We start from the raw sequence: 17,980 nt of genomic DNA, 5'->3' as shown, positions 1-17,980 counted from the left end.
GAGCCGCGGGAGGCGACACGGTGTCGAGCGCAGCCGAGCAGGAGGCAGTACAGGAACCGGCCGGGACGGCGGAGCGGCCCGGGGAACCACCCGGTCGGCCCGCACCCGGCATCCGTACGGAGGCCACGGGTAGGGACACCGCGAGCCCCGTACCTACGGACACCGCGAGCCCGGTACGTACGGAGACCGCCGGAACCGTACCTACGGAGGCCGCGAGCCCCGTGCGTACGGAGGCCGCCGGAACCGTACGTACCGAGGCGGCCGACGCCGTACGCATGGAGGCCCCGAACGGCCTGCGCGTGCGGACCGGGCAGGCCGTGCGGGCCGGGCAGGCCGTGCGCGCCGAACCCCGCACCCCCGCCGTCTGGCCCGGCGCCCCCATGCCGCTGGGCGCCCGCTTCCGGGTCGGCCCCGACGGGGTGGCCGGCACCAACTTCGCGCTCTGGGCGGGCGGGGCCGAGGCGGTCGAGCTGTGCCTCTTCGACGAGCACGGCGACGAGACCCGCTGCCCGCTCACCGAGCTGACCCACGAGATCTGGCACGGCTTCCTGCCGGGCGTCCGGCCCGGCCGGCGCTACGGCTACCGGGTGCACGGCCGCTGGGACCCGTGGACGGGCGCCCGCTGGAACGCGGCCAAGCTGCTGCTGGACCCGTACGCCCGCGCGGTCGACGGCACCTTCACCCTGCCGCCCGAGGTCTACGGGCACGTCCGGGACTGGCCGGACCAGCACGTCGCCGACACCGTGCGCGACAACCGGGACTCCGCGCCGCACGTGCCCAAGGGCGTCGTCGTCCACGATGACGACAACTGGGTGGAGGACCGCCGCCCCAAGACCCCGTGGGCCGACTCCGTCATCTACGAACTCCACGTACGCGGCTTCACCAAGCTCCACCCGGACATCCCGCCCGAGCTGCGCGGCACGTACGCGGGGCTCGCGCACCCGGCCGCCATCGAGCACCTGACGCGGCTGGGGGTGACGGCGGTGGAGCTGCTGCCGGTCCACCAGTTCGCCCACGAGGACCATCTGCTGCGGCGCGGGCTGCACAACTACTGGGGCTACAACTCCATCGGCTACTTCGCCCCGCACGCCGACTACTCCGCCTCCGGCTCGGCGGGCGGGCAGGTCGGCGAGTTCAAGCGGATGGTGCACGCGCTGCACAGCGCCGGGATCGAGGTCATCCTCGACGTCGTCTACAACCACACCGCCGAGGCGGGCGAGCTGGGCCCGATGCTCTCCCTGCGCGGCATCGACAACCGGGGCTACTACCGCCTCCAGAACGACCCCCGCCGCTACGCCGACTACACCGGCTGCGGCAACACCCTGCACGTGGTGCAGCCCCAGGTGCTGCGGCTCATCACCGACTCGCTGCGCTACTGGGTCACCGAGATGGGCGTCGACGGCTTCCGCTTCGACCTGGCGGCGGCGCTGGCCCGCTCGATGCACGACGTCGACATGCTCTCCCCGTTCCTCGCGGTGATCGCCCAGGACCCGGTGCTGCGCCGGGTCAAGCTGATCGCCGAGCCGTGGGACGTGGGCAACGGCGGCTACCAGGTAGGCGCCTTCCCTCCTCTCTGGACCGAGTGGAACGACCGCTACCGCGACGCCGTACGGGACTACTGGCGCGGCGCGCTCCCCGACGTACGGGATCTCGGCTACCGGCTGACCGGCTCCAGCGACCTGTACGCCTGGGGCGGCCGACGCCCGTACGCCTCGGTCAACTTCGTCACCGCGCACGACGGCTTCACCCTGCGCGACCTGGTCAGCTACGAGCACAAGCACAACGAGGCCAACGGCGAGGGCAACCGGGACGGGACCGGCGACAACCGGGCGTGGAACTGCGGGGCCGAGGGCGAGAGCGAGGACCCGGAGGTCAACGCGCTGCGCCGGCGCCAGCTCCGCAACCTGCTCACCACGCTGCTGCTCTCCACCGGGGTGCCGATGCTGGTGGCGGGCGACGAGATGGGCCGTACGCAGGGCGGCAACAACAACGCCTACTGCCAGGACAACGAGGTGAGCTGGCTGGACTGGTCGCTCCTGGAGCAGCCCGAGTGGCGCGAGCTGACCGAGCTGACGGCCCGGGTGCTGAAGCTGCGCCGGACCCACCCGGTGCTGCGCCGCCGCGCGTTCTTCTCGGGGCGGGCCCAGGCCCCGGACGGGCTGCGGGACCTGGCGTGGTTCACTCGGGACGGGCGGGAGATGACGGAGGGCGACTGGTACGCGCCCGCCGCCACGCTCGGGCTCTACCTCTCCGGGCGCGACATCCCGGGGCGGGACGCGCGGGGCGAGCCGGTCACCGACGACAGCTTCCTGGCCGTCCTGCACGCGGGCGCGGAGCCGGTGGAGTTCGCGCTGCCGGGGGCGCCGTGGGCCTCCTCGTACGGACTCGTCCTGGACACCTCCCGGGAGGACCAGGCCGAGCCGCCCGGCACGGTCCTCGAAGGGGGCACGGCGATGACCGTGCCGGCCCGCTCGGTGCTGCTGCTGCGGGTGGCGGCCTGAGCGGCGGGCGTACGGGTCAGCCGAGGATGCCCCGGTCGTAGCCGACGGCGACGGCGGCGGCCCGGTCCTTGGTGCCGAGCTTGGCGAAGATGTGGGTGAGGTGGGTCTTCACGGTCGCCTCGCTGATGAAGAGTTCGGCGGCGATCTCCCGGTTCGTCGTCCCCCGCGCCACCAGCACCAGCACCTCCCGCTCCCGGGCGGAGAGGGTCGCGTCGGCGGGGGCGGCGGGGGTACGGACCCGGGTCATCAGCCGGGTCGCGACGGCGGGCGACAGGACGCTGCGCCCGTCGGCGGCGGCCCGGACTGCGGCGAACAGCTCCTCGCGCGGGGCGTCCTTGAGCAGATAGCCGGTGGCGCCCGCCTCGATCGCGGGGAGCGTGTCGGAGTCGGTGTCGTACGTGGTCAGCACCAGGACCTGGCAGCGGGCCCCGCGCCGGGTCAGCTCGGCGATGGCGGCCACTCCCCCGCCGCCGGGCATCCGCAGGTCCATCAGGACGACATCGGGGTCCAGCCGCTCGGTGACGGCGAGGGCGTCCACGCCGTTCGACGCCTCGCCGAGGACCTCGAAGCCGGGGGCGGCGGCGAACATCCCGCGCAGCCCGTCGCGGACGACCGGGTGGTCGTCGACGAGGACGAGGGTGATGGTGCGGACGGGGTTCTCGCTCATGGACAGACACCCTAGGGTCACCGCGCGGCAGGTCATAGGCGTCCGGCCGGGGAGCACCGGCGGCGGGCCAGGTGTGGCGGGATGTCTGCCAGGGAGCACCCGCGGCGGGTCAGCCGTGTCCGACCCGGGAGCACCGGCGGCGGGTCAGCCGTGTCCGGCCCGGGAGCACCGGCGGCCGGTCAGCCGTGTCTGACCAGGGGGACCCTGGCGGAGACCGCCGTGCCGCCGCCCGGTTCCGACTCCACCTCGACCGTGCCCGCGATGCGCTCCGCGCGGGCCCGCATGCCGCCCAGGCCGAAACCGCCGGTGCGGCTCGCCGGGGCGGCGGCCGAGGGGTCGAAGCCGCGGCCGTCGTCCCGTACGTCCAGGGTCAGCTCGTCGTCCATGAAGGAGAGCGTGACGCCGACCCGTGAGGCCCCGGCGTGCCGCCCCGCGTTGGCCAGGGCCTCGCCCGCGATGCGCAGGAGGGTGGCGGCGACCTCGTCGTGGACCGGTTCGGCGGTGCCGGTGACGGTGAAGTCGGCCCGTACGCGGTGCTGGTCGGCCCAGGTGGCGACCGTCTTCTCCAGCGCGCCGGTCAGCTCGTCGTGCTCCAGGGCGACGGGGGCCAGGTTGTGGACGGAGCGGCGGGCCTCGCCGAGGCTGTGGCGGGCCAGGGCGGCGGCCCGCTCCAGGTGGACGCGGGCGGTGGCCGGGTCGGTGTCCCGGGTGGAGGTGACGACCTGGAGCTGGGCGATGATGCCGGTCAGCCCCTGGGCGAGGGTGTCGTGGATCTCGGCGGCGAGCCGGCGCCGCTCGTCGTCGACCCCGGCCTCACGGGCCTGGACCAGGAGCTGGGCGTGCAGCGCCGCGTTCTCCGCCATCGCCTCCTCCAGCCGGATGTTGGTGCGCTCCAGCTCGGCGATGGTCTCGACCTGGATGCGGGCCTTCTCCTCCTCGCGCATGCCGACGTACCAGAAGAAGAGGGCGAGGGCGGCGTTGATGAGGTACAGCGCGCCGAAGGCGACCCAGTTCATCAGGGAGGCGGGCGGCAGCCCTCCGCTCTGCGAACCGGCCAGGGTGGCGGCGGTGGCGAGCAGCCCGATGCGGACGGCACGCTTGGGGAGCAGGGGTTCGACGTCGAAGTAGCCGAGGGCCGCGTAGATCGCGAAGAACGGGTTGAGCCAGGCCAGGGCGAAGGCGAGGACGGTCCGTACGACGTAGTAGGCCACCCCCGCCGGGGCGCCCGGGGCGGTACGCGGACGGACCCGGCCCCACCAGAGCTGGAGCCCGTACGCCGCGGCGACCAGGACCCCGGCCCCGTACATCTCCGTACGGGTCATGAGCAGGTCGGCGGCGACGGACCCGACGAGGGTGGCCAGGGTGAGGACGGCGTAGGGCCCGTACCGGTAGAACTGCTCCCAGCGGTGCTCGACCGTACGGGGGCCCGTGGCGCCGGACGGGTGCGTCGGCCCGGACCGGCGCGGGAAGCAGGGCGGCTGCGTCATGCGCGCAGTCTCCCCCGGGCGCCCGCCGGCCGTCACGTTCCCCTGTGTCCTCACCGCGCTCGCGTTCCCTTGTGCTCCCACCGCACTGCTCACGCCCCCCGGTGCCCTCACCTCACCGCTCACGTCCCCCGGTGCCCTCACCTCACTGCCACCGGAAGACGCGGCTCGCCGTGAAGCCCAGCAGCGCGGTCCACAGCGCGACGATCCCCAGGTACGCCCAGCTCGGCCAGTGTCCGGACGCGGCCTGGTCCAGGGCCTGGGAGGCGGCGCCGAACGGGGTGATCTCCACGATGCGCCGCAGGGTGTCGGGCATCGCCTGGACGGGCACCCAGACCCCGGCGGTGAACATCATCGCGAGGTAGGCGACCGAGCCGACGGCGGTGGCCGCCTTCGTCGTACGGGACAGGGCGCAGATCGTGGCGCCCATCGCCAGTACGGTGGCGACCGCGAGCAGCAGCGCCAGGATGTAGCCGGGCAGCTGGCCGGGCAGCGGGACCCCGTAGGCGAGGCGGCCGGCCCCGATGACCAGGAGCGCCGAGCCGAGGGCGGCGACGCCGTGCAGCGTGATCTGGGCGGCGAGGATGGCGGAGGGCCGCACCGGGGTGGTGGACATCCGGCGCAGGATGCCGCGTTCGCGGTAGGCGGTGAGGACCGGGGGCATCGCCTGGAGTCCGGCCATGATCATGGCGAGCAGGACCGAGATGGGGACGTAGAGGTCGATGACCCGGCGTCCGCCGAGGTCGTCCTGCGCCTCCTTGAAGGCCGGGACGAAGCCCAGGATCACCAGGAGGACGACGGGGAAGGCGAGGATCCAGAAGAGGCTGCCCGGCTCACGGAGGAAGAGCCGGGTCTCGGCGATCAGGACGGCCGCCATGGGACCGCGGCGGGCGGCGGGCGCCTCGGGCCCGGCGACCGCTGCGGTGGTGGTGCCGGCGGTGCTGGTGGTGGTGACATCAGGCGTCATGTCAGGCGTCCTGTCCGGTGAGGTCGAGGAAGGCTTCGTCGAGGCTGGTCTCGGTGATCCGCAGCCGCTGGGCGGTGACGCCGAGTTCGGCGAGGAGGGCGATGAGCGGGGTGACCGTGTCGTCGGTGGCGTGCAGGACGAGGACACCGGAGGCGTCGGGCGGGGTCACCGAGGCCACGCCCGGCAGTGCGCCGAGCCGGTCCAGCTCGGGCCCGGTCGGGGGGCGGGAGGGGACGAAGGAGAGCACGGTGGAGCCGGTGGCCTGCCGGATCAGCCCGGACGGGGTGTCCAGGGCGACGACCTTGCCCCGGTCGATGACGGCGATCCGGTCGCAGAGGCGCTGGGCCTCCTCCATGAAGTGGGTGACGAGCAGGACGGTCACCCCGCCGTCGCGGACCTCCTCGATGAGCTTCCAGGTGTCGCGCCGGGCCCGCGGGTCCAGGCCGGTGGTCAGCTCGTCGAGCACCACGACCTTCGGGTTGCCGATCAGGGCGAGCGCGATGAACAGCCGCTGCTTCTGGCCGCCGGAGAGCTTGGCGAAACGGGTGGTGAGCCGGTCCTCCAGACCGAGCCGTTCCACGAGCGGCCGCCACCGGGCGGGGGCCGGGTAGAAGGAGCTGTAGAGCTCCAGCGCCTCCCGTACGGTCAGTTTGGCCTGGAGCTCGCTCTCCTGGAGCTGGGCGCCGAGCAGCTGCGTCACCCGGTCGTGGTCGGCGACGGGGTCGAGCCCGGCGACCTTGACGGTGCCCGCGTCGGGGATGCGCAGGCCCTCCACGCATTCGACGGTGGTGGTCTTGCCCGCCCCGTTGGGCCCGAGGATGCCGAAGATCTCCCCCTCGTCGACGGAGAAGGAGACGCCGTCGACCACATGGCGGCCCGCGTAGGTCTTGCGTACCCCGTTGACTTCGATGATTGCCATGTCCCCAGGGTTCCGGTGGGCGGGGGCGGGCGGTATCCGTCATCACGCTCGACGCGCCATCAACCGATCGGCTGACCCGGGGGTACGACCCGGCGGTCGGGAAAGCAGCCGAGGGAGGGCGGCCTCTTCGTTCGGCGCGGCTCCGGAGCGCGTCCGGCCGAAATTGGGAGGACCGATGTCAGTGGTGAAACGTAGAGTCGGCCCTGATGCCCGAAAAGCCTGCAGAGCACACGGACCGGTCCGCCGTGCGCTCCCTCCTGCGTCTGTGGCCCTACGTCCGTCCGGTGCGGTTGCGCCTGTTCACCGCCGCTTTCGTGGCGATCCTGGCGTCCTGTCTGTCGCTGGTGATCCCGCTGGTCCTGAAGTGGATGGTGGACGGGCCCGTGGCCGACCGGGACCCGGGCGGCATCTGGCTGGGCGCGCTGTACCTGCTGCTCCTCGGCATCGCGGAGGCCGCGCTGTTCGGGTTCCGGCGGTGGCTGGTGGCGCGTCCGCTGGCCGGGGTCGAGGCGTCGATGCGGGCCGACCTCTACCGCCATCTGCAACGGCTGCCGGTGGCCTTCCACGACCGCTGGCCCTCGGGTCAGCTGCTCTCGCGCGGTACGACGGACCTGATGCTGCTGCGGATGTTCCTGGCGTTCCCGCTGACCTTCCTGGTCGTCAACGCGGCGACGATCCTGGTCGGTTTCCTCATCCTGTTCGCCCAGGACTGGTCGCTCGGCCTCGTGCTGCTGGCGCCCGCGGTGCCCCTGATCATCCTGTGCTCGGTGTTCGAGACGAAGTACGCGCTGGTGGCGCGCAGGGCCCAGGACCAGGTCGGCGATCTGACCACGGTCGTCGAGGAGAGCGTGCTCGGCATCCGGATCGTCAAGGGCTTCGGCCGCCACCGCAGCCAGGCGAACGCCTTCAAGGCGCTGTCGCAGAAGCTGCGCACCACGGAGCTGGGCAAGGCCCGGCTGCTCGCCGGGATCTGGGCGCTCATCACCGCCATCCCCGAGCTGGCGATCGGCGCGGCCCTGGTGCTCGGCACGATCCAGGTGGCGGACGGCTCGCTGTCGGCGGGCACCCTGGTCGCCTTCCTCTCGACGGCGCTCGCGCTGCGGTGGCCGGTGGAGTCGATCGGGTTCCTGCTGGCGATGAGCCAGGAGTCGGCGACCGCGACCGACCGGTACTTCGAGGTGATGGACGCGGCGGAGGAGGAGGGTGCGGCGGCGGCCCGTAAGGACACTTCCGACGCTTCCGACACCCCGGCCACTCCGGACGCCCCGGACGCTCCCGCCGGGATGGTGTTCGAGGGCGTGGAGTTCCGCTACCCGGACGCGGAGCCGGGCTCTCCCCCCGTCCTCGCCCGGATCGACCTGCACGTGCGGCCCGGCGAGACGATGGCCCTGGTGGGCGGTACGGGCTCCGGCAAGACGACGCTCACCGCGCTGGTCCCCCGGCTGCACGAGGTGACCGGCGGGCGGATCACGCTGGACGGCGAGGACATCGCCACGATGGAGCGCTCGCACCTGCGGGAGCTGGTGTCGGTGGCGTTCGAGGAGCCGACGCTGTTCTCCGCGACGGTCGGCGAGAACGTGCTGATGGGCGCCGAGGACGCGGACGAGGAGCAGGTGCGGCGGGCGCTCGCGGTGGCGCAGGCCGACTTCGTGCACCAGCTGCCCAAGGGCCTGGACACGGAGGTCGGCGAGCAGGGTCTGAGCCTCTCGGGCGGCCAGCGCCAACGCCTCGCCCTGGCCCGTGCGGTGGTGGGCGAGCCGCGCTTCCTGGTGCTGGACGACCCGCTCTCGGCGCTCGACGTGCACACGGAGACGCTGGTGGAGGCGGCGCTGCGCCAGGTGCTGGAGGAGACGACGGCGGTGGTGGTGGCGCACCGGCCCTCCACCGTGATGCTGGCGGACCGGGTGGCGCTGCTGTCGGAGGGCCGGATCACGGCGGTGGGCACGCATCAGGAGCTGCTGCGGTCCAACGCGGAGTACGCGTGGCTGATGTCGGGGGCGGAACCGGGCGGGGCGGCCACGAGCCCCGGGCCCGGCGCCGGTCCCGCCCCGGCCGACGTGGGGCCCGTCGCCGCGGGCCCCGGTCCCGTGGCCGGCGAGGCCCCCGGGCCCGTGACCGCCGATTCCCCCGCCCAGCAGGTACCCGTCGAGGAGGGCAGCAGCCGATGACCACGACCACGGACGACACCGCGCACACCGTCCCCGGTGGCGACGACCGGCCGGAGCCCGGCCCGGCCGCTCCCGCCCCGGAGGGGGCCGGCGACCCCTTCGACCAGGACGACCTGCCCGCACCGCCCGGCGCGACCCGGGCGCTCCTGTTCTCCCTCCTGGCGCCGATGCGCGGCCGGGTGGCGGTGGTCGCGCTGCTGCTGGTGCTCCAGCAGGCGGCGGTGCAGGCGGGGCCGCTGCTGGTGGCGTACGCGATCGACAGCGGGGTCCCGGCGTTCCGGGACCACGACTACGGGCCGCTGATGGCGGTCGCGGTCGGCTACCTGCTCTGCTCGGTGGGCGCGGGCGTCCTCCAGTACGCCTTCATCCGGGGCTCGGCGCGGATCAACCAGAACGCGCTGCTGGACCTGCGCGGCCGGATCTTCCGCCACGCCCAGGCGCTGAGCGTGGACTTCCACGAGCGCTACACCTCGGGTCGGCTGATCTCCCGCTCCACCACGGACGTCGAATCGCTCCAGGAGCTGCTGAGCGAGGGGCTCCAGGAGCTGATCACCGTGGTCCTCTCCTTCGTGTCGATCGGGCTGGTCCTGCTCTGGCTGGACTTCGGCATCGGGTCGATCGCGGTGCTCTCCTTCGTACCGCTGTATCTGCTGGTACGGCTCTACCGGCGGCGGGCGGCCGTGGTGTACGGGGCGCGGTCCACGGCCATCGCGGCGGTGATCGTCAAGTTCGCGGAGACCATGAACGGCATCCGGCCGGTCCAGGCGTTCCGCCGGGAGCGTTCCAACGACGCCGCGTTCGCCTCGCTCAACCACGTGCACGAGAGGCGCAACGGCGACGCGCTGCTGGAGATGGCGCGCTATGTGATCGGCTCCCGGCTGGTGGCGAACACGGCGGTCGCCGGGATGGTCCTGTGGGGCGCCTACCGGGTGGCCGAGGGAACGCTCGCGCTCGGGGTGCTGGCGGCGGCGGTGCTGTATCTGCGCCGGCTCTACGACCCGATCGACCGGCTCGCGATGTTCCTCAACTCCTACCAGTCGGCGGCGGCCTCGCTGGAGAAGATCGCCGGTCTCCTGGCCCAGACGCCCACGGTCCCGGTGGCGGCGGACCCGAAGGAGCTGCCCGCCCGCTCCGGCGGCCACCCGGGCCGGGAGGTCGTCTTCGACGGGGTGCGGTTCGCCTACCGTACGGGCGGCGAGGTGCTGCCCGCCTTCGACCTGCGCATCCCGGCGGGCGCCACGGTGGCGGTCGTCGGCTCGACGGGCGCGGGCAAGTCGACCCTGGCCAAGCTGCTGGCCCGGTTCTACGACCCGACCGACGGCCGGGTGCTGCTGGACGGGGTGGACCTGCGGGACCTGGCCACGGCCGAGCTGCGCAAGGGCGTGGTGATGGTGACGCAGGAGGCGTTCCTGTTCTCGGGGACGGTCGCGGAGAACATCGCGATCGGCCGCCCGGACGCCACCCGCGACGAGATCGAGCGGGCGGCGAAGGCGATCGGCGCGCACGACTTCATCGCCTCGCTGCCCGAGGGGTACGACACCGACGTACGCAAGCGGGGCGGCCGGATCTCCGCGGGCCAGCGCCAGTTGGTCGCCTTCGCCCGCGCGCTGCTGGCGGACCCGGCGGTGCTGATCCTCGACGAGGCGACCAGCTCCCTGGACATCCCCGGCGAGCGGGCGGTGCAGCGCGCCATGGACACGGTGCTGCACGGCCGCACGGCGGTGGTGATCGCCCACCGCCTGTCCACCGTGGAGATCGCGGACCGGGTGCTGGTGATGGAGGCCGGCCGCATCGTGGAGGACGGCGCGCCCGCCGAACTGATCGGCGGGACGGGGCGGTTCGCGGGGCTGCACCGGACGTGGAAGGACAGCCTGGTCTGAGACGAGCGCGTACGTGGGTGTGGCCCCCGCCCGGTCGGGCGGGGGCCACACCCCTCATGGCGTACGGGCTCAGGCGACCGCGTCGCCCTTGCGGCGGCGGCCCAGGGCGAAGACGACGCCGGCGCCGGCGAGGACCGCCACTCCGCCGATGGTCGCGATGACCGGCAGGTTGGAGTCCGAACCGGTCTGGGCGAGGGTGCCCTCGGGCTTGATCTCGGTGTTGCCGACGGGCTTGACCACGACCGGCTTCTTGCCGCCGGTCTGCGGCTCGGCGTCGTTCGGCTTGCCCGCGTCGGCGCCGGCGGCGAGGACGTCGAACGTGTAGAACGACTCGCCGTCGACCTCGACGCAGTTGCCCTTGTCGTCGGCGTAGACGCCGAGGACGACCGCGACGGCGAGGCCGGCGGGCGCCTTCTTGGCGACGCTCAGCCGCGCGTCGATGGAGAAGGACTCCTTGGGCCGGACGTCGGTGTAGCCGATGTAGCCGGCGGTCTCGCCGTCGTGGTCGAGGGAGATGTCCGTCCAGACGCCCGTCTCGGGGTTCTTGAACTGGAGCGTGAAGTGCTCGGTGCTCTCGTCCCAGCTCTCGGGGTCCAGCTGCACGGCGACGAGAGCGAGATCGACCCGCTGGTAGGCCTTGTCGCCCTTGTTCTCGACGTTCAGCTTGAAGCCGTGGAAGCCGCTGCCGGCGACGACCTTGGAGGGGAGGCCGGAGAGCGAGGTCCGCAGGTTCTTGTCGATCTGCGGCTCCTTGGTGTCCTTGCAGATGTCACCGGAGGTGGCGGACGGCGACGGGGCGGGCGCGGTGGCGGTGGGCGACGCGGCCCCCTCCGCCGGCTTCTCCTCCTCGTCCGCGGGCTTCTCCTCCTCGTCCGCGGGCTTCTCCTGCTCCTCCTCGGTGGCGGGCTTCTCCTGCTCGGCCTCGTCGGCGGGCTTCTCCTGCTCCTGCCCGGGGGCGGGAGCGGACTCCGACTCCTCGGCCGCGGGGTCCTCGGCCTCCTCCGGAGCGGGGGAGCTCTCGCCCGCCTCGGTCGTCGGCCCGGGGGTCGCGAAGGCGGCAGGGGACGAAAGGAGAGTGACCGGGGCGAGTACGGCGGTCGCTGCTGCGACGGCCAGAGCGCGGCGGATCTTCATGCGATGAGGTCCTCTGGAGAGTCTGGGTGCCGCCGGAGCGGCACGAAGGCTGGGAGGGCCGTCCGGGTTTCAAAGGTGGAGGGAGACACGGGTGAGGCCAATGGGTATGACGGTCGCGGGTGGTGCGGGGTTGTACCCGGTGGCAGCCGAACCGTGTGAAGCAGCACACAGTAAACACACAGGACGCACACATAGTGCACGCGCACCCCACACAGAGTGCGCTTCCCCCCTCACCCCGGCAGCAGCCGCACCACCCCGTCCCGCAGCCGGGTCCGCTCCGTGGGGCCCGGCGCCCCTGGCTCGCCACCCTCCTCGACCCCATGGCGAGCGGCGACTTCGCGGGGTTCGAGGCGGTCCAGCGGTCCGCCGGACTGCCCGTCACCCCGCAGCGGGCCGCCGCCGTCACGCTCGCGCTGCACGCGGCGATCCCGCACCTGCTGGGAGGCGGCCCGGACACGCTGGCGGCGGCGGGGCTGGACGACCTCGACCGGTTCGTACGCGGACTCCTGGACGCGGTGTACCCGACGGGCGCCGCACCGGCCTGAGCACAACGGCACGACGCACGCACCGGTCCGAGCACAACGGCACGACGAACACACCGGTCCGAGCACATCGGCCCGAGCCCACCGGCAAGGCGCACGCACCGGCCCGACGGGCCGCCTCACGGACCCCCCGGTTCCGCTGGCGCGATCTGGCCAGAACCCGCCCCCGTCTCACCAGCTGGGCCGCAACCGCTTCCGGGCGGGCCGTTCGAACACCCCCCGCAGCGACGGAAACTGTGCCCACCCTGTGAATACGGGCCTTCACACATTCCGGCAACACCCCGGCAATGATCGGGGAAACGTCCGCTTAACGAACATGACCTTTCCGGCAACGAACGAATTCCGGCCAAGTTCTTGACGCGCTCCTGACAGGCGTATGGATCTGCTGACACTCTTCCCCCGTTCTGCGCACCGCCTGCACCGTCCCGGACGGCTCGTCCAGCGCCGCCGGTAACCCCCCTCGCAGAAGGAGTCCGCGTGAGATCCACGCCCAGCCGTCGCGCCACCGCGACCGGCGCTCTGATAGCCGCAGCAGCCATGATCGCCGTCGGACTTCAGTCCGGCCCCGCCACCGCCACCCCGGCCTCCGCCACCCCGTTCGGCGGCGTCATCGCCGGCACCCAGGCCGACCCGGGTTCGCTCCCCACCGACCTCTCCCCCGCCCAGCGCGCCGCACTCCTCAGCGAGGCCGACGCCGCCAAGGCGGCCACCGCCAAGGAGCTCGGGCTCGGCGCCACGGAGAAGCTCGTCGTCCGCGATGTCGTCCAGGACCGGGACGGCACCACGCACACCCGCTACGAGCGCACCCTCGACGGGCTCCCCGTCCTCGGCGGCGACCTCGTGGTCCAGGAGACCTTGGCCGGCCGGACCCTGAGCGTGACCAAGGCGTCGAAGGCGACCACCGCGCAGCTGAAGGCCGTCGGCCTCACCGCCGACGTGGCCCCGGCCACCGCCGAGAAGCAGGCGCTCGGTGCGGCGAAGGCGGAGGGCTCGAAGGCGACGGAGGCGAGCGAGGCGCCGCGCAAGGCCGTCTGGCTGGGCGGCGGCTCCCCGCAGCTCGCCTACGAGACCGTGGTCGGCGGGCTCCAGCACGACGGCACCCCCAACGAGCTGCACGTGATCACCGACGCCGCCACCGGCGAGAAGCTGTACGAGTGGCAGGCCGTCCACAACGGGACCGGCAACACCCAGTACAGCGGCCAGGTGACGCTGGGCACCGCGCCCTCGTACACGCTGACCGACACCACGCGCGGCAACCACAAGACGTACAACCTCAACCGGGGCACCTCCGGCACCGGCACGCTCTTCTCCAACTCGACCGACGTCTGGGGCAACGGCACCCCGCAGAACGCCGAGACGGCCGGCGCCGACGCCCACTACGGCGCCGCGCTCACCTGGGACTACTTCAAGAACGTGCACGGCCGCAACGGCATCCGCGGTGACGGCGTCGGCGCGTACTCCCGCGTCCACTACGGCAACAACTACGTCAACGCCTTCTGGCAGGACAGCTGCTTCTGCATGACGTACGGCGACGGGGACGGCAACGCCAAGCCGCTGACCTCCATCGACGTGGCCGCGCACGAGATGACGCACGGCGTCACCTCGAACACCGCACGCCTCGTCTACAGCGGTGAGTCCGGCGGCCTCAACGAGGCGACGTCCGACATCTTCGCCGCCGCCGTCGAGTTCCACGCGAACAACCCGCAGGACCCGGGCGACTACCTGGTCGGCGAGAAGATCGACATCCGGGGCAACGGCACCCCGCTGCGCTACATGGACAAGCCCAGCCGGGACGGCAACTCCAAGGACTACTGGTACTCCGGCATCGGCGGCGTCGACGTCCACTACTCCTCGGGCCCGGCCAACCACTGGTACTACCTGCTCTCCGAGGGCAGCGGCGCCAAGACGATCAACGGTGTCAGCTACGACTCCCCGACCTCCGACGGGCTGCCGGTCACCGGCATCGGCCGGGACAAGGCGTCGCTGATCTGGTTCAAGGCGCTCACCACCAAGTTCACCTCGACGACCAACTACGCCGCCGCCCGCACCGGCACGCTCGCGGTCGCCAGTGAGCTGTACGGCGCCACCAGCCCCGAGTACACGGCCGTGGCCCACGCCTGGGCCGCCATCAACGTCGGCGCCCGCCCCGGCGGCGGCGATCCCGACCCGGGCGGCAAGGTCTTCACCAACAACACCGTCGTGAACATCCCGGACGCGGGCGCGGCCGTCACCAGCTCGGTCACCGTCTCCGGCATCGCCGGCAACGCCCCGAGCACCCTCAAGGCCGACGTCAACATCAGCCACACCTGGCGCGGTGACCTGGTCATCGACCTGGTGGCCCCGGACGGCGGCACCTTCCGCCTGAAGAACGCCTCCCCCGGCGACTCCGCGGACAACGTGGTGGCGACCTACACGGTCAACGCCTCGTCCAAGGTGGCCAACGGGGTCTGGAAGCTGAGGGTCCAGGACGTCGCGCGGTACGACACCGGGCGGATCAACAGCTTCAAGCTCACCTTCTGATCCGGCGCAGGCACCGGAACACCGCTCGACCGAACGGCCCGGCAGGGGTTTCGCTCCCCTGCCGGGCCGTTCGTCGTGAGCAAGTCTCCTGTGTTCAGGAGGGGTTGTCCGCGTGGGCCCGGCACCCGGGAAACGCGGTGCCGGGCCTCTCGGCGGGCCGCCGTACGGCGCGGGCTCAGCGCATCAGCACGCCCGCGCCCTCCACCGCCGCTTCGCCGGGCACCGCCATCAGCCCCAACTCGGCGCCGGACGAGAGCAGTTCGTGCGAGGGCAGGACGCGCACGGTGTAGCCGTACGGTCCCGTCCGGTCCAGGGCGAGCGGGCCCTCGTACAGCCAGCGGTCCTCCAGGTCGTGGCCGCCCACCGGCTTCAGCGGGAAGACCTGGGCGTCCGCGATGGCGTCGGCCGAGTCCACCCGGCCCGCCACCACCTGGACCTCGACGTCGTCCGGGTCCAGGCCGCCGAGGGCGATCCGCACCCGCAGCGACAGGGTCGCCCCCAGCTCCGCCGAGCCGCCCGCCACGGTGCCGGTGACCGACTCCACATGGTCGACGGAGACCTCCGGCCAGGCCGCCCGGACCTTCGCCTTCCACTGGGCCAGCTCCCGCGCCACCGCCGGGCCGAGCGCCCGCCGGGAGTGCGCGGCGGGGGCGTAGAGCCGCTCCACGTACTCGCGCACCATCCGTCCCGCGAGCACCTTCGGCCCCAGGTTGACCAGGGTGGAGCGGACCATCTCGATCCACCGGTCCGGCAGCCCCGTGGCCCCCCGGTCGTAGAAGCGCGGGGCGACCCGGTCCTCGATCAGGGCGTACAGGGCGTTGGCCTCCAGCTCGTCGCGCCGGTCCTCGTCGACCGCCGAGCCGTCGGCGGTGGGGATCTCCCAGCCGAAGTCCGGCTCGAACCACTCGTCCCACCAGCCGTCGCGCACGGAGAGGTTGAGGCAGCCGTTGAGCGCCGCCTTCATCCCGCTCGTGCCGCACGCCTCCAGCGGGCGCAGCGGGTTGTTGAGCCAGACGTCGCAGCCCGGGTAGAGCTTCTGCGCCATGCCCATGCCGTAGTCCGGCAGGAAGACGATGCGGTGGCGCACGCGCGGGTCGTCCGCGAACCGCACCAGCTCCTGGACCAGCCGCTTGCCGCCGTCGTCGGCGGGGTGGGCCTTGCCGGCGACGACGATCTGGATCGGGTGCGTCGGGTGCAGGAGCAGGCCCCGCAGCCGGTCGCGGTCGCGCAGCATCAGCGTAAGGCGCTTGTACGAGGGGACGCGGCGGGCGAAGCCGATGGTCAGGACGTCGGGGTCCAGGACACCGTCGATCCAGCCCAGCTCGGCGGTGCCCGCGCCGCGCCGGCGCCAGGAGGCGTACAGCCGGCGGCGGACCTCGGTCACCAGCCGGCCGCGCAGCTCGCGTCGCAGCTCCCAGATCTCCTGGTCGCCGATGGAGCTCACCGCGTCCCAGCGGCGCGGGGTGCCGGACTGCCGCTCCACGGCATCGTCGGCCACCGGTGCGCCGGCCAGGACCTGGTGGGCGCGGCCGGTGCCGACCTGCCCGGCGCCCAGGCGGAAGACCTCGGGGGCGACCCAGGTCGGGGCGTGCACCCCGTTGGTGACGGAGGTGATCGGCACGTCGGCGGGGTCGAAGCCCGGCCACAGCCCGGAGAACATCTCCCGGCTGACGGCCCCGTGCAGGGTGGAGACGCCGTTGGCGCGCTGGGCGAGCCGGAGCCCCATCACGGCCATGTTGAACAGCTCGGGTTCGCCGCCGGGGTAGGTCTCCCGGCCCAACGGCAGGATCTTCTCCACGGGGACGCCGGGCAGCTCGCCGTCGTCGCCGAAGTGGCGGGCGATCAGCTGCCGGTCGAAGCGGTCCATCCCGGCGGGCACCGGGGTGTGGGTGGTGAAGACGGTCCCGGCCCGGACCACTTCGAGGGCCGCCTCGAAGCCGAGTCCGTCGGCGGCCAGTTCGCGGATGCGCTCCAGGCCGAGGAAGCCGGCGTGGCCCTCGTTGGTGTGGAACACCTCCGGTTCCGGGGTCCGGGTGAGCCGGCACCAGGTGCGCACCGCGCGCACCCCGCCGATGCCGAGCAGCATCTCCTGGAGCAGGCGGTGGTCGCTGCCGCCGCCGTAGAGCCGGTCGGTGACGTCGCGCTCGCCCGGCGCGTTCTCCTCGACGTCGGAGTCGAGCAGGAGGAGCGGGACGCGGCCGACCCGGGCCAGCCAGATGGAGGCGTGCAGCGAACGCCCGCCGGGCAGGGCGAGCACCACCCGGGCGGGGGTGCCGTCGGCCTCGCGGACCAGGTCGAGCGGCAGCTCGTTGGGGTCGAGGACGGGGTAGTGCTCCTGCTGCCAGCCCTCGCGGGAGAGGCTCTGGCGGAAGTAGCCGTGGCGGTAGAGCAGGCCGACGCCGATGAGCGGGACGCCCAGGTCGCTGGCGGCCTTGAGGTGGTCACCGGCGAGGATGCCGAGGCCGCCGCTGTACTGGGGCAGTGCGGCGGTGACGCCGAACTCGGGTGAGAAGTAGGCGACGGCGGCGGGGAGTTCCACGCCGGCCGCCTGCTGCTCCTGGTACCAGCGGGGGCCGTCCAGATACTCCTTCAGGTCGGCGGAGGCCTCGGCCAGGCGGCCCAGGTACTCCTCGTCCCGGCCCAGTTCGGCCAGGCGCCCGGCGGTCAGGGAGCCCAGCAGCCGTACGGGGTCGGCGTCCGCGGGCCGCCACCCCTCGGGGTCGGCGGACCGGAAGAGCTCGCGGGTCTCGGTATGCCACGACCAGCGCAGGTTGCGCGCGAGGTCGTGGAGAGGTCGGAGGGGTTCGGGGAGGACAGGACGCACGGTGAATCGACGAATGGCCTTCACGTACTCCACCTTTACAGGGGACTTGCGCATCCGAGCGGACGCACCACGGTGTGCGTCCCTTCCGTCACCCTCGACGGTAGCGGCCGTCCGTGGTCCGCGACCACGGCGCGCGGGCGGCTCACGGGGCCCGGGGCCGGTGGGCGCGCGCCGTGCCACAGGTGCACCACGCGTACCGCCCGCCGCCTCCCACCCCACCCTTCACCTGCGGGTTTGGCCGATTTCCTTCCCGTACGCGGCCTTGTGGACCTTCCGGTCACAGGGAAGGCTGCCGTGTGGCGCCGCAGAGCGGGTATCCGGAACCTGTGAGGGCGCTCCGGACGCGTACGCCCACCGGGGCGCGCGCCGGGCAC

At 72.9% G+C, this 17,980-nt stretch carries 10 protein-coding genes and 1 pseudogene; 5 read left to right on the top strand and 6 right to left on the bottom strand.

Annotated features, from left to right (window positions below):
• Positions 1–275: 275 nt before the first annotated feature.
• Positions 276–2,501 carry a glycogen debranching protein GlgX gene (glgX, locus tag AB0917_RS12545; RefSeq protein ID WP_366819495.1) on the top strand — a complete coding sequence of 742 codons (2,226 nt, stop codon included), beginning with the start codon at positions 276–278 and terminating at the stop codon, positions 2,499–2,501.
• A gap of 16 nt (positions 2,502–2,517) precedes the next feature.
• On the opposite strand, the gene AB0917_RS12540 is transcribed toward glgX, so the two are convergent.
• The 4 genes from AB0917_RS12540 to AB0917_RS12525 all read right to left on the bottom strand — a co-directional run bounded on the left by AB0917_RS12540 (position 2,518) and on the right by AB0917_RS12525 (position 6,538).
• Positions 2,518–3,168, bottom strand: a complete 651-nt coding sequence (locus AB0917_RS12540; protein WP_366819480.1) for a response regulator transcription factor — start codon at positions 3,166–3,168, stop codon at positions 2,518–2,520.
• A 179-nt stretch (positions 3,169–3,347) separates the two neighbouring features.
• Positions 3,348–4,655, bottom strand: a complete 1,308-nt coding sequence (locus AB0917_RS12535) for a histidine kinase (protein WP_366819479.1) — start codon at positions 4,653–4,655, stop codon at positions 3,348–3,350.
• A 142-nt stretch (positions 4,656–4,797) separates the two neighbouring features.
• Positions 4,798–5,529 carry an ABC transporter permease gene (locus AB0917_RS12530; protein WP_366819494.1) on the bottom strand — a complete coding sequence of 244 codons (732 nt, stop codon included), beginning with the start codon at positions 5,527–5,529 and terminating at the stop codon, positions 4,798–4,800.
• A 91-nt stretch (positions 5,530–5,620) separates the two neighbouring features.
• Positions 5,621–6,538 carry an ABC transporter ATP-binding protein gene (locus AB0917_RS12525; RefSeq protein WP_366819478.1) on the bottom strand — a complete coding sequence of 306 codons (918 nt, stop codon included), beginning with the start codon at positions 6,536–6,538 and terminating at the stop codon, positions 5,621–5,623.
• A gap of 206 nt (positions 6,539–6,744) precedes the next feature.
• Between AB0917_RS12525 and AB0917_RS12520 the strand changes: the two genes are divergently transcribed.
• Positions 6,745–8,706, top strand: coding sequence for an ABC transporter ATP-binding protein (locus AB0917_RS12520; protein ID WP_366819477.1), 1,962 nt, complete (start codon positions 6,745–6,747; stop codon positions 8,704–8,706).
• The gene (locus AB0917_RS12515) at positions 8,703–10,586 is read left to right on the top strand and encodes an ABC transporter ATP-binding protein (protein WP_366819476.1); all 1,884 of its coding nucleotides are present in this window, start codon (positions 8,703–8,705) and stop codon (positions 10,584–10,586) included. Before AB0917_RS12520 ends, AB0917_RS12515 begins: the two co-directional genes overlap by 4 nt.
• Before the next feature lie 69 nt (positions 10,587–10,655).
• Here AB0917_RS12515 and AB0917_RS12510 read toward each other — a convergent pair whose 3' ends face one another.
• Positions 10,656–11,720: an LPXTG cell wall anchor domain-containing protein gene (locus AB0917_RS12510; protein WP_366819475.1), complete on the bottom strand. Its 1,065-nt coding sequence runs from the start codon at positions 11,718–11,720 to the stop codon at positions 10,656–10,658.
• Between the two features lie 284 nt (positions 11,721–12,004).
• On the opposite strand from AB0917_RS12510, the pseudogene AB0917_RS12505 reads away from it, so the two are divergent.
• Both AB0917_RS12505 and AB0917_RS12500 read left to right on the top strand, forming a co-directional pair.
• Positions 12,005–12,265, top strand: a pseudogene (locus tag AB0917_RS12505) (TetR/AcrR family transcriptional regulator); the annotation flags it as partial.
• A gap of 474 nt (positions 12,266–12,739) precedes the next feature.
• The gene (locus tag AB0917_RS12500) at positions 12,740–14,782 is read left to right on the top strand and encodes a M4 family metallopeptidase (RefSeq protein WP_366819474.1); all 2,043 of its coding nucleotides are present in this window, start codon (positions 12,740–12,742) and stop codon (positions 14,780–14,782) included.
• A gap of 175 nt (positions 14,783–14,957) precedes the next feature.
• Here AB0917_RS12500 and glgP read toward each other — a convergent pair whose 3' ends face one another.
• The gene (gene glgP, locus AB0917_RS12495; protein WP_366819473.1) at positions 14,958–17,630 is read right to left on the bottom strand and encodes an alpha-glucan family phosphorylase; all 2,673 of its coding nucleotides are present in this window, start codon (positions 17,628–17,630) and stop codon (positions 14,958–14,960) included.
• Positions 17,631–17,980 lie beyond the last annotated feature (350 nt).

The organism is Streptomyces sp. NPDC007346 (genome assembly GCF_040703535.1).
Lineage (GTDB): Bacteria > Actinomycetota > Actinomycetes > Streptomycetales > Streptomycetaceae > Streptomyces.
This window is presented reverse-complemented; position numbering and strand designations above follow the sequence as displayed.

Bases quoted from the DNA above. Each gene is read 5' to 3' on its own strand.
- AB0917_RS12535 (WP_366819479.1), bottom strand. From the start codon at position 4,655: ATGACGCAGCCGCCCTGCTTCCCGCGCCGGTCCGGGCCGACGCACCCG.
- AB0917_RS12520 (WP_366819477.1), top strand. From the start codon at position 6,745: ATGCCCGAAAAGCCTGCAGAGCACACGGACCGGTCCGCCGTGCGCTCC.
- glgX (WP_366819495.1), top strand. From the start codon at position 276: ATGGAGGCCCCGAACGGCCTGCGCGTGCGGACCGGGCAGGCCGTGCGG.
- AB0917_RS12540 (WP_366819480.1), bottom strand. From the start codon at position 3,168: ATGAGCGAGAACCCCGTCCGCACCATCACCCTCGTCCTCGTCGACGAC.
- AB0917_RS12510 (WP_366819475.1), bottom strand. From the start codon at position 11,720: ATGAAGATCCGCCGCGCTCTGGCCGTCGCAGCAGCGACCGCCGTACTC.
- AB0917_RS12530 (WP_366819494.1), bottom strand. From the start codon at position 5,529: ATGGCGGCCGTCCTGATCGCCGAGACCCGGCTCTTCCTCCGTGAGCCG.
- AB0917_RS12515 (WP_366819476.1), top strand. From the start codon at position 8,703: ATGACCACGACCACGGACGACACCGCGCACACCGTCCCCGGTGGCGAC.
- AB0917_RS12525 (WP_366819478.1), bottom strand. From the start codon at position 6,538: ATGGCAATCATCGAAGTCAACGGGGTACGCAAGACCTACGCGGGCCGC.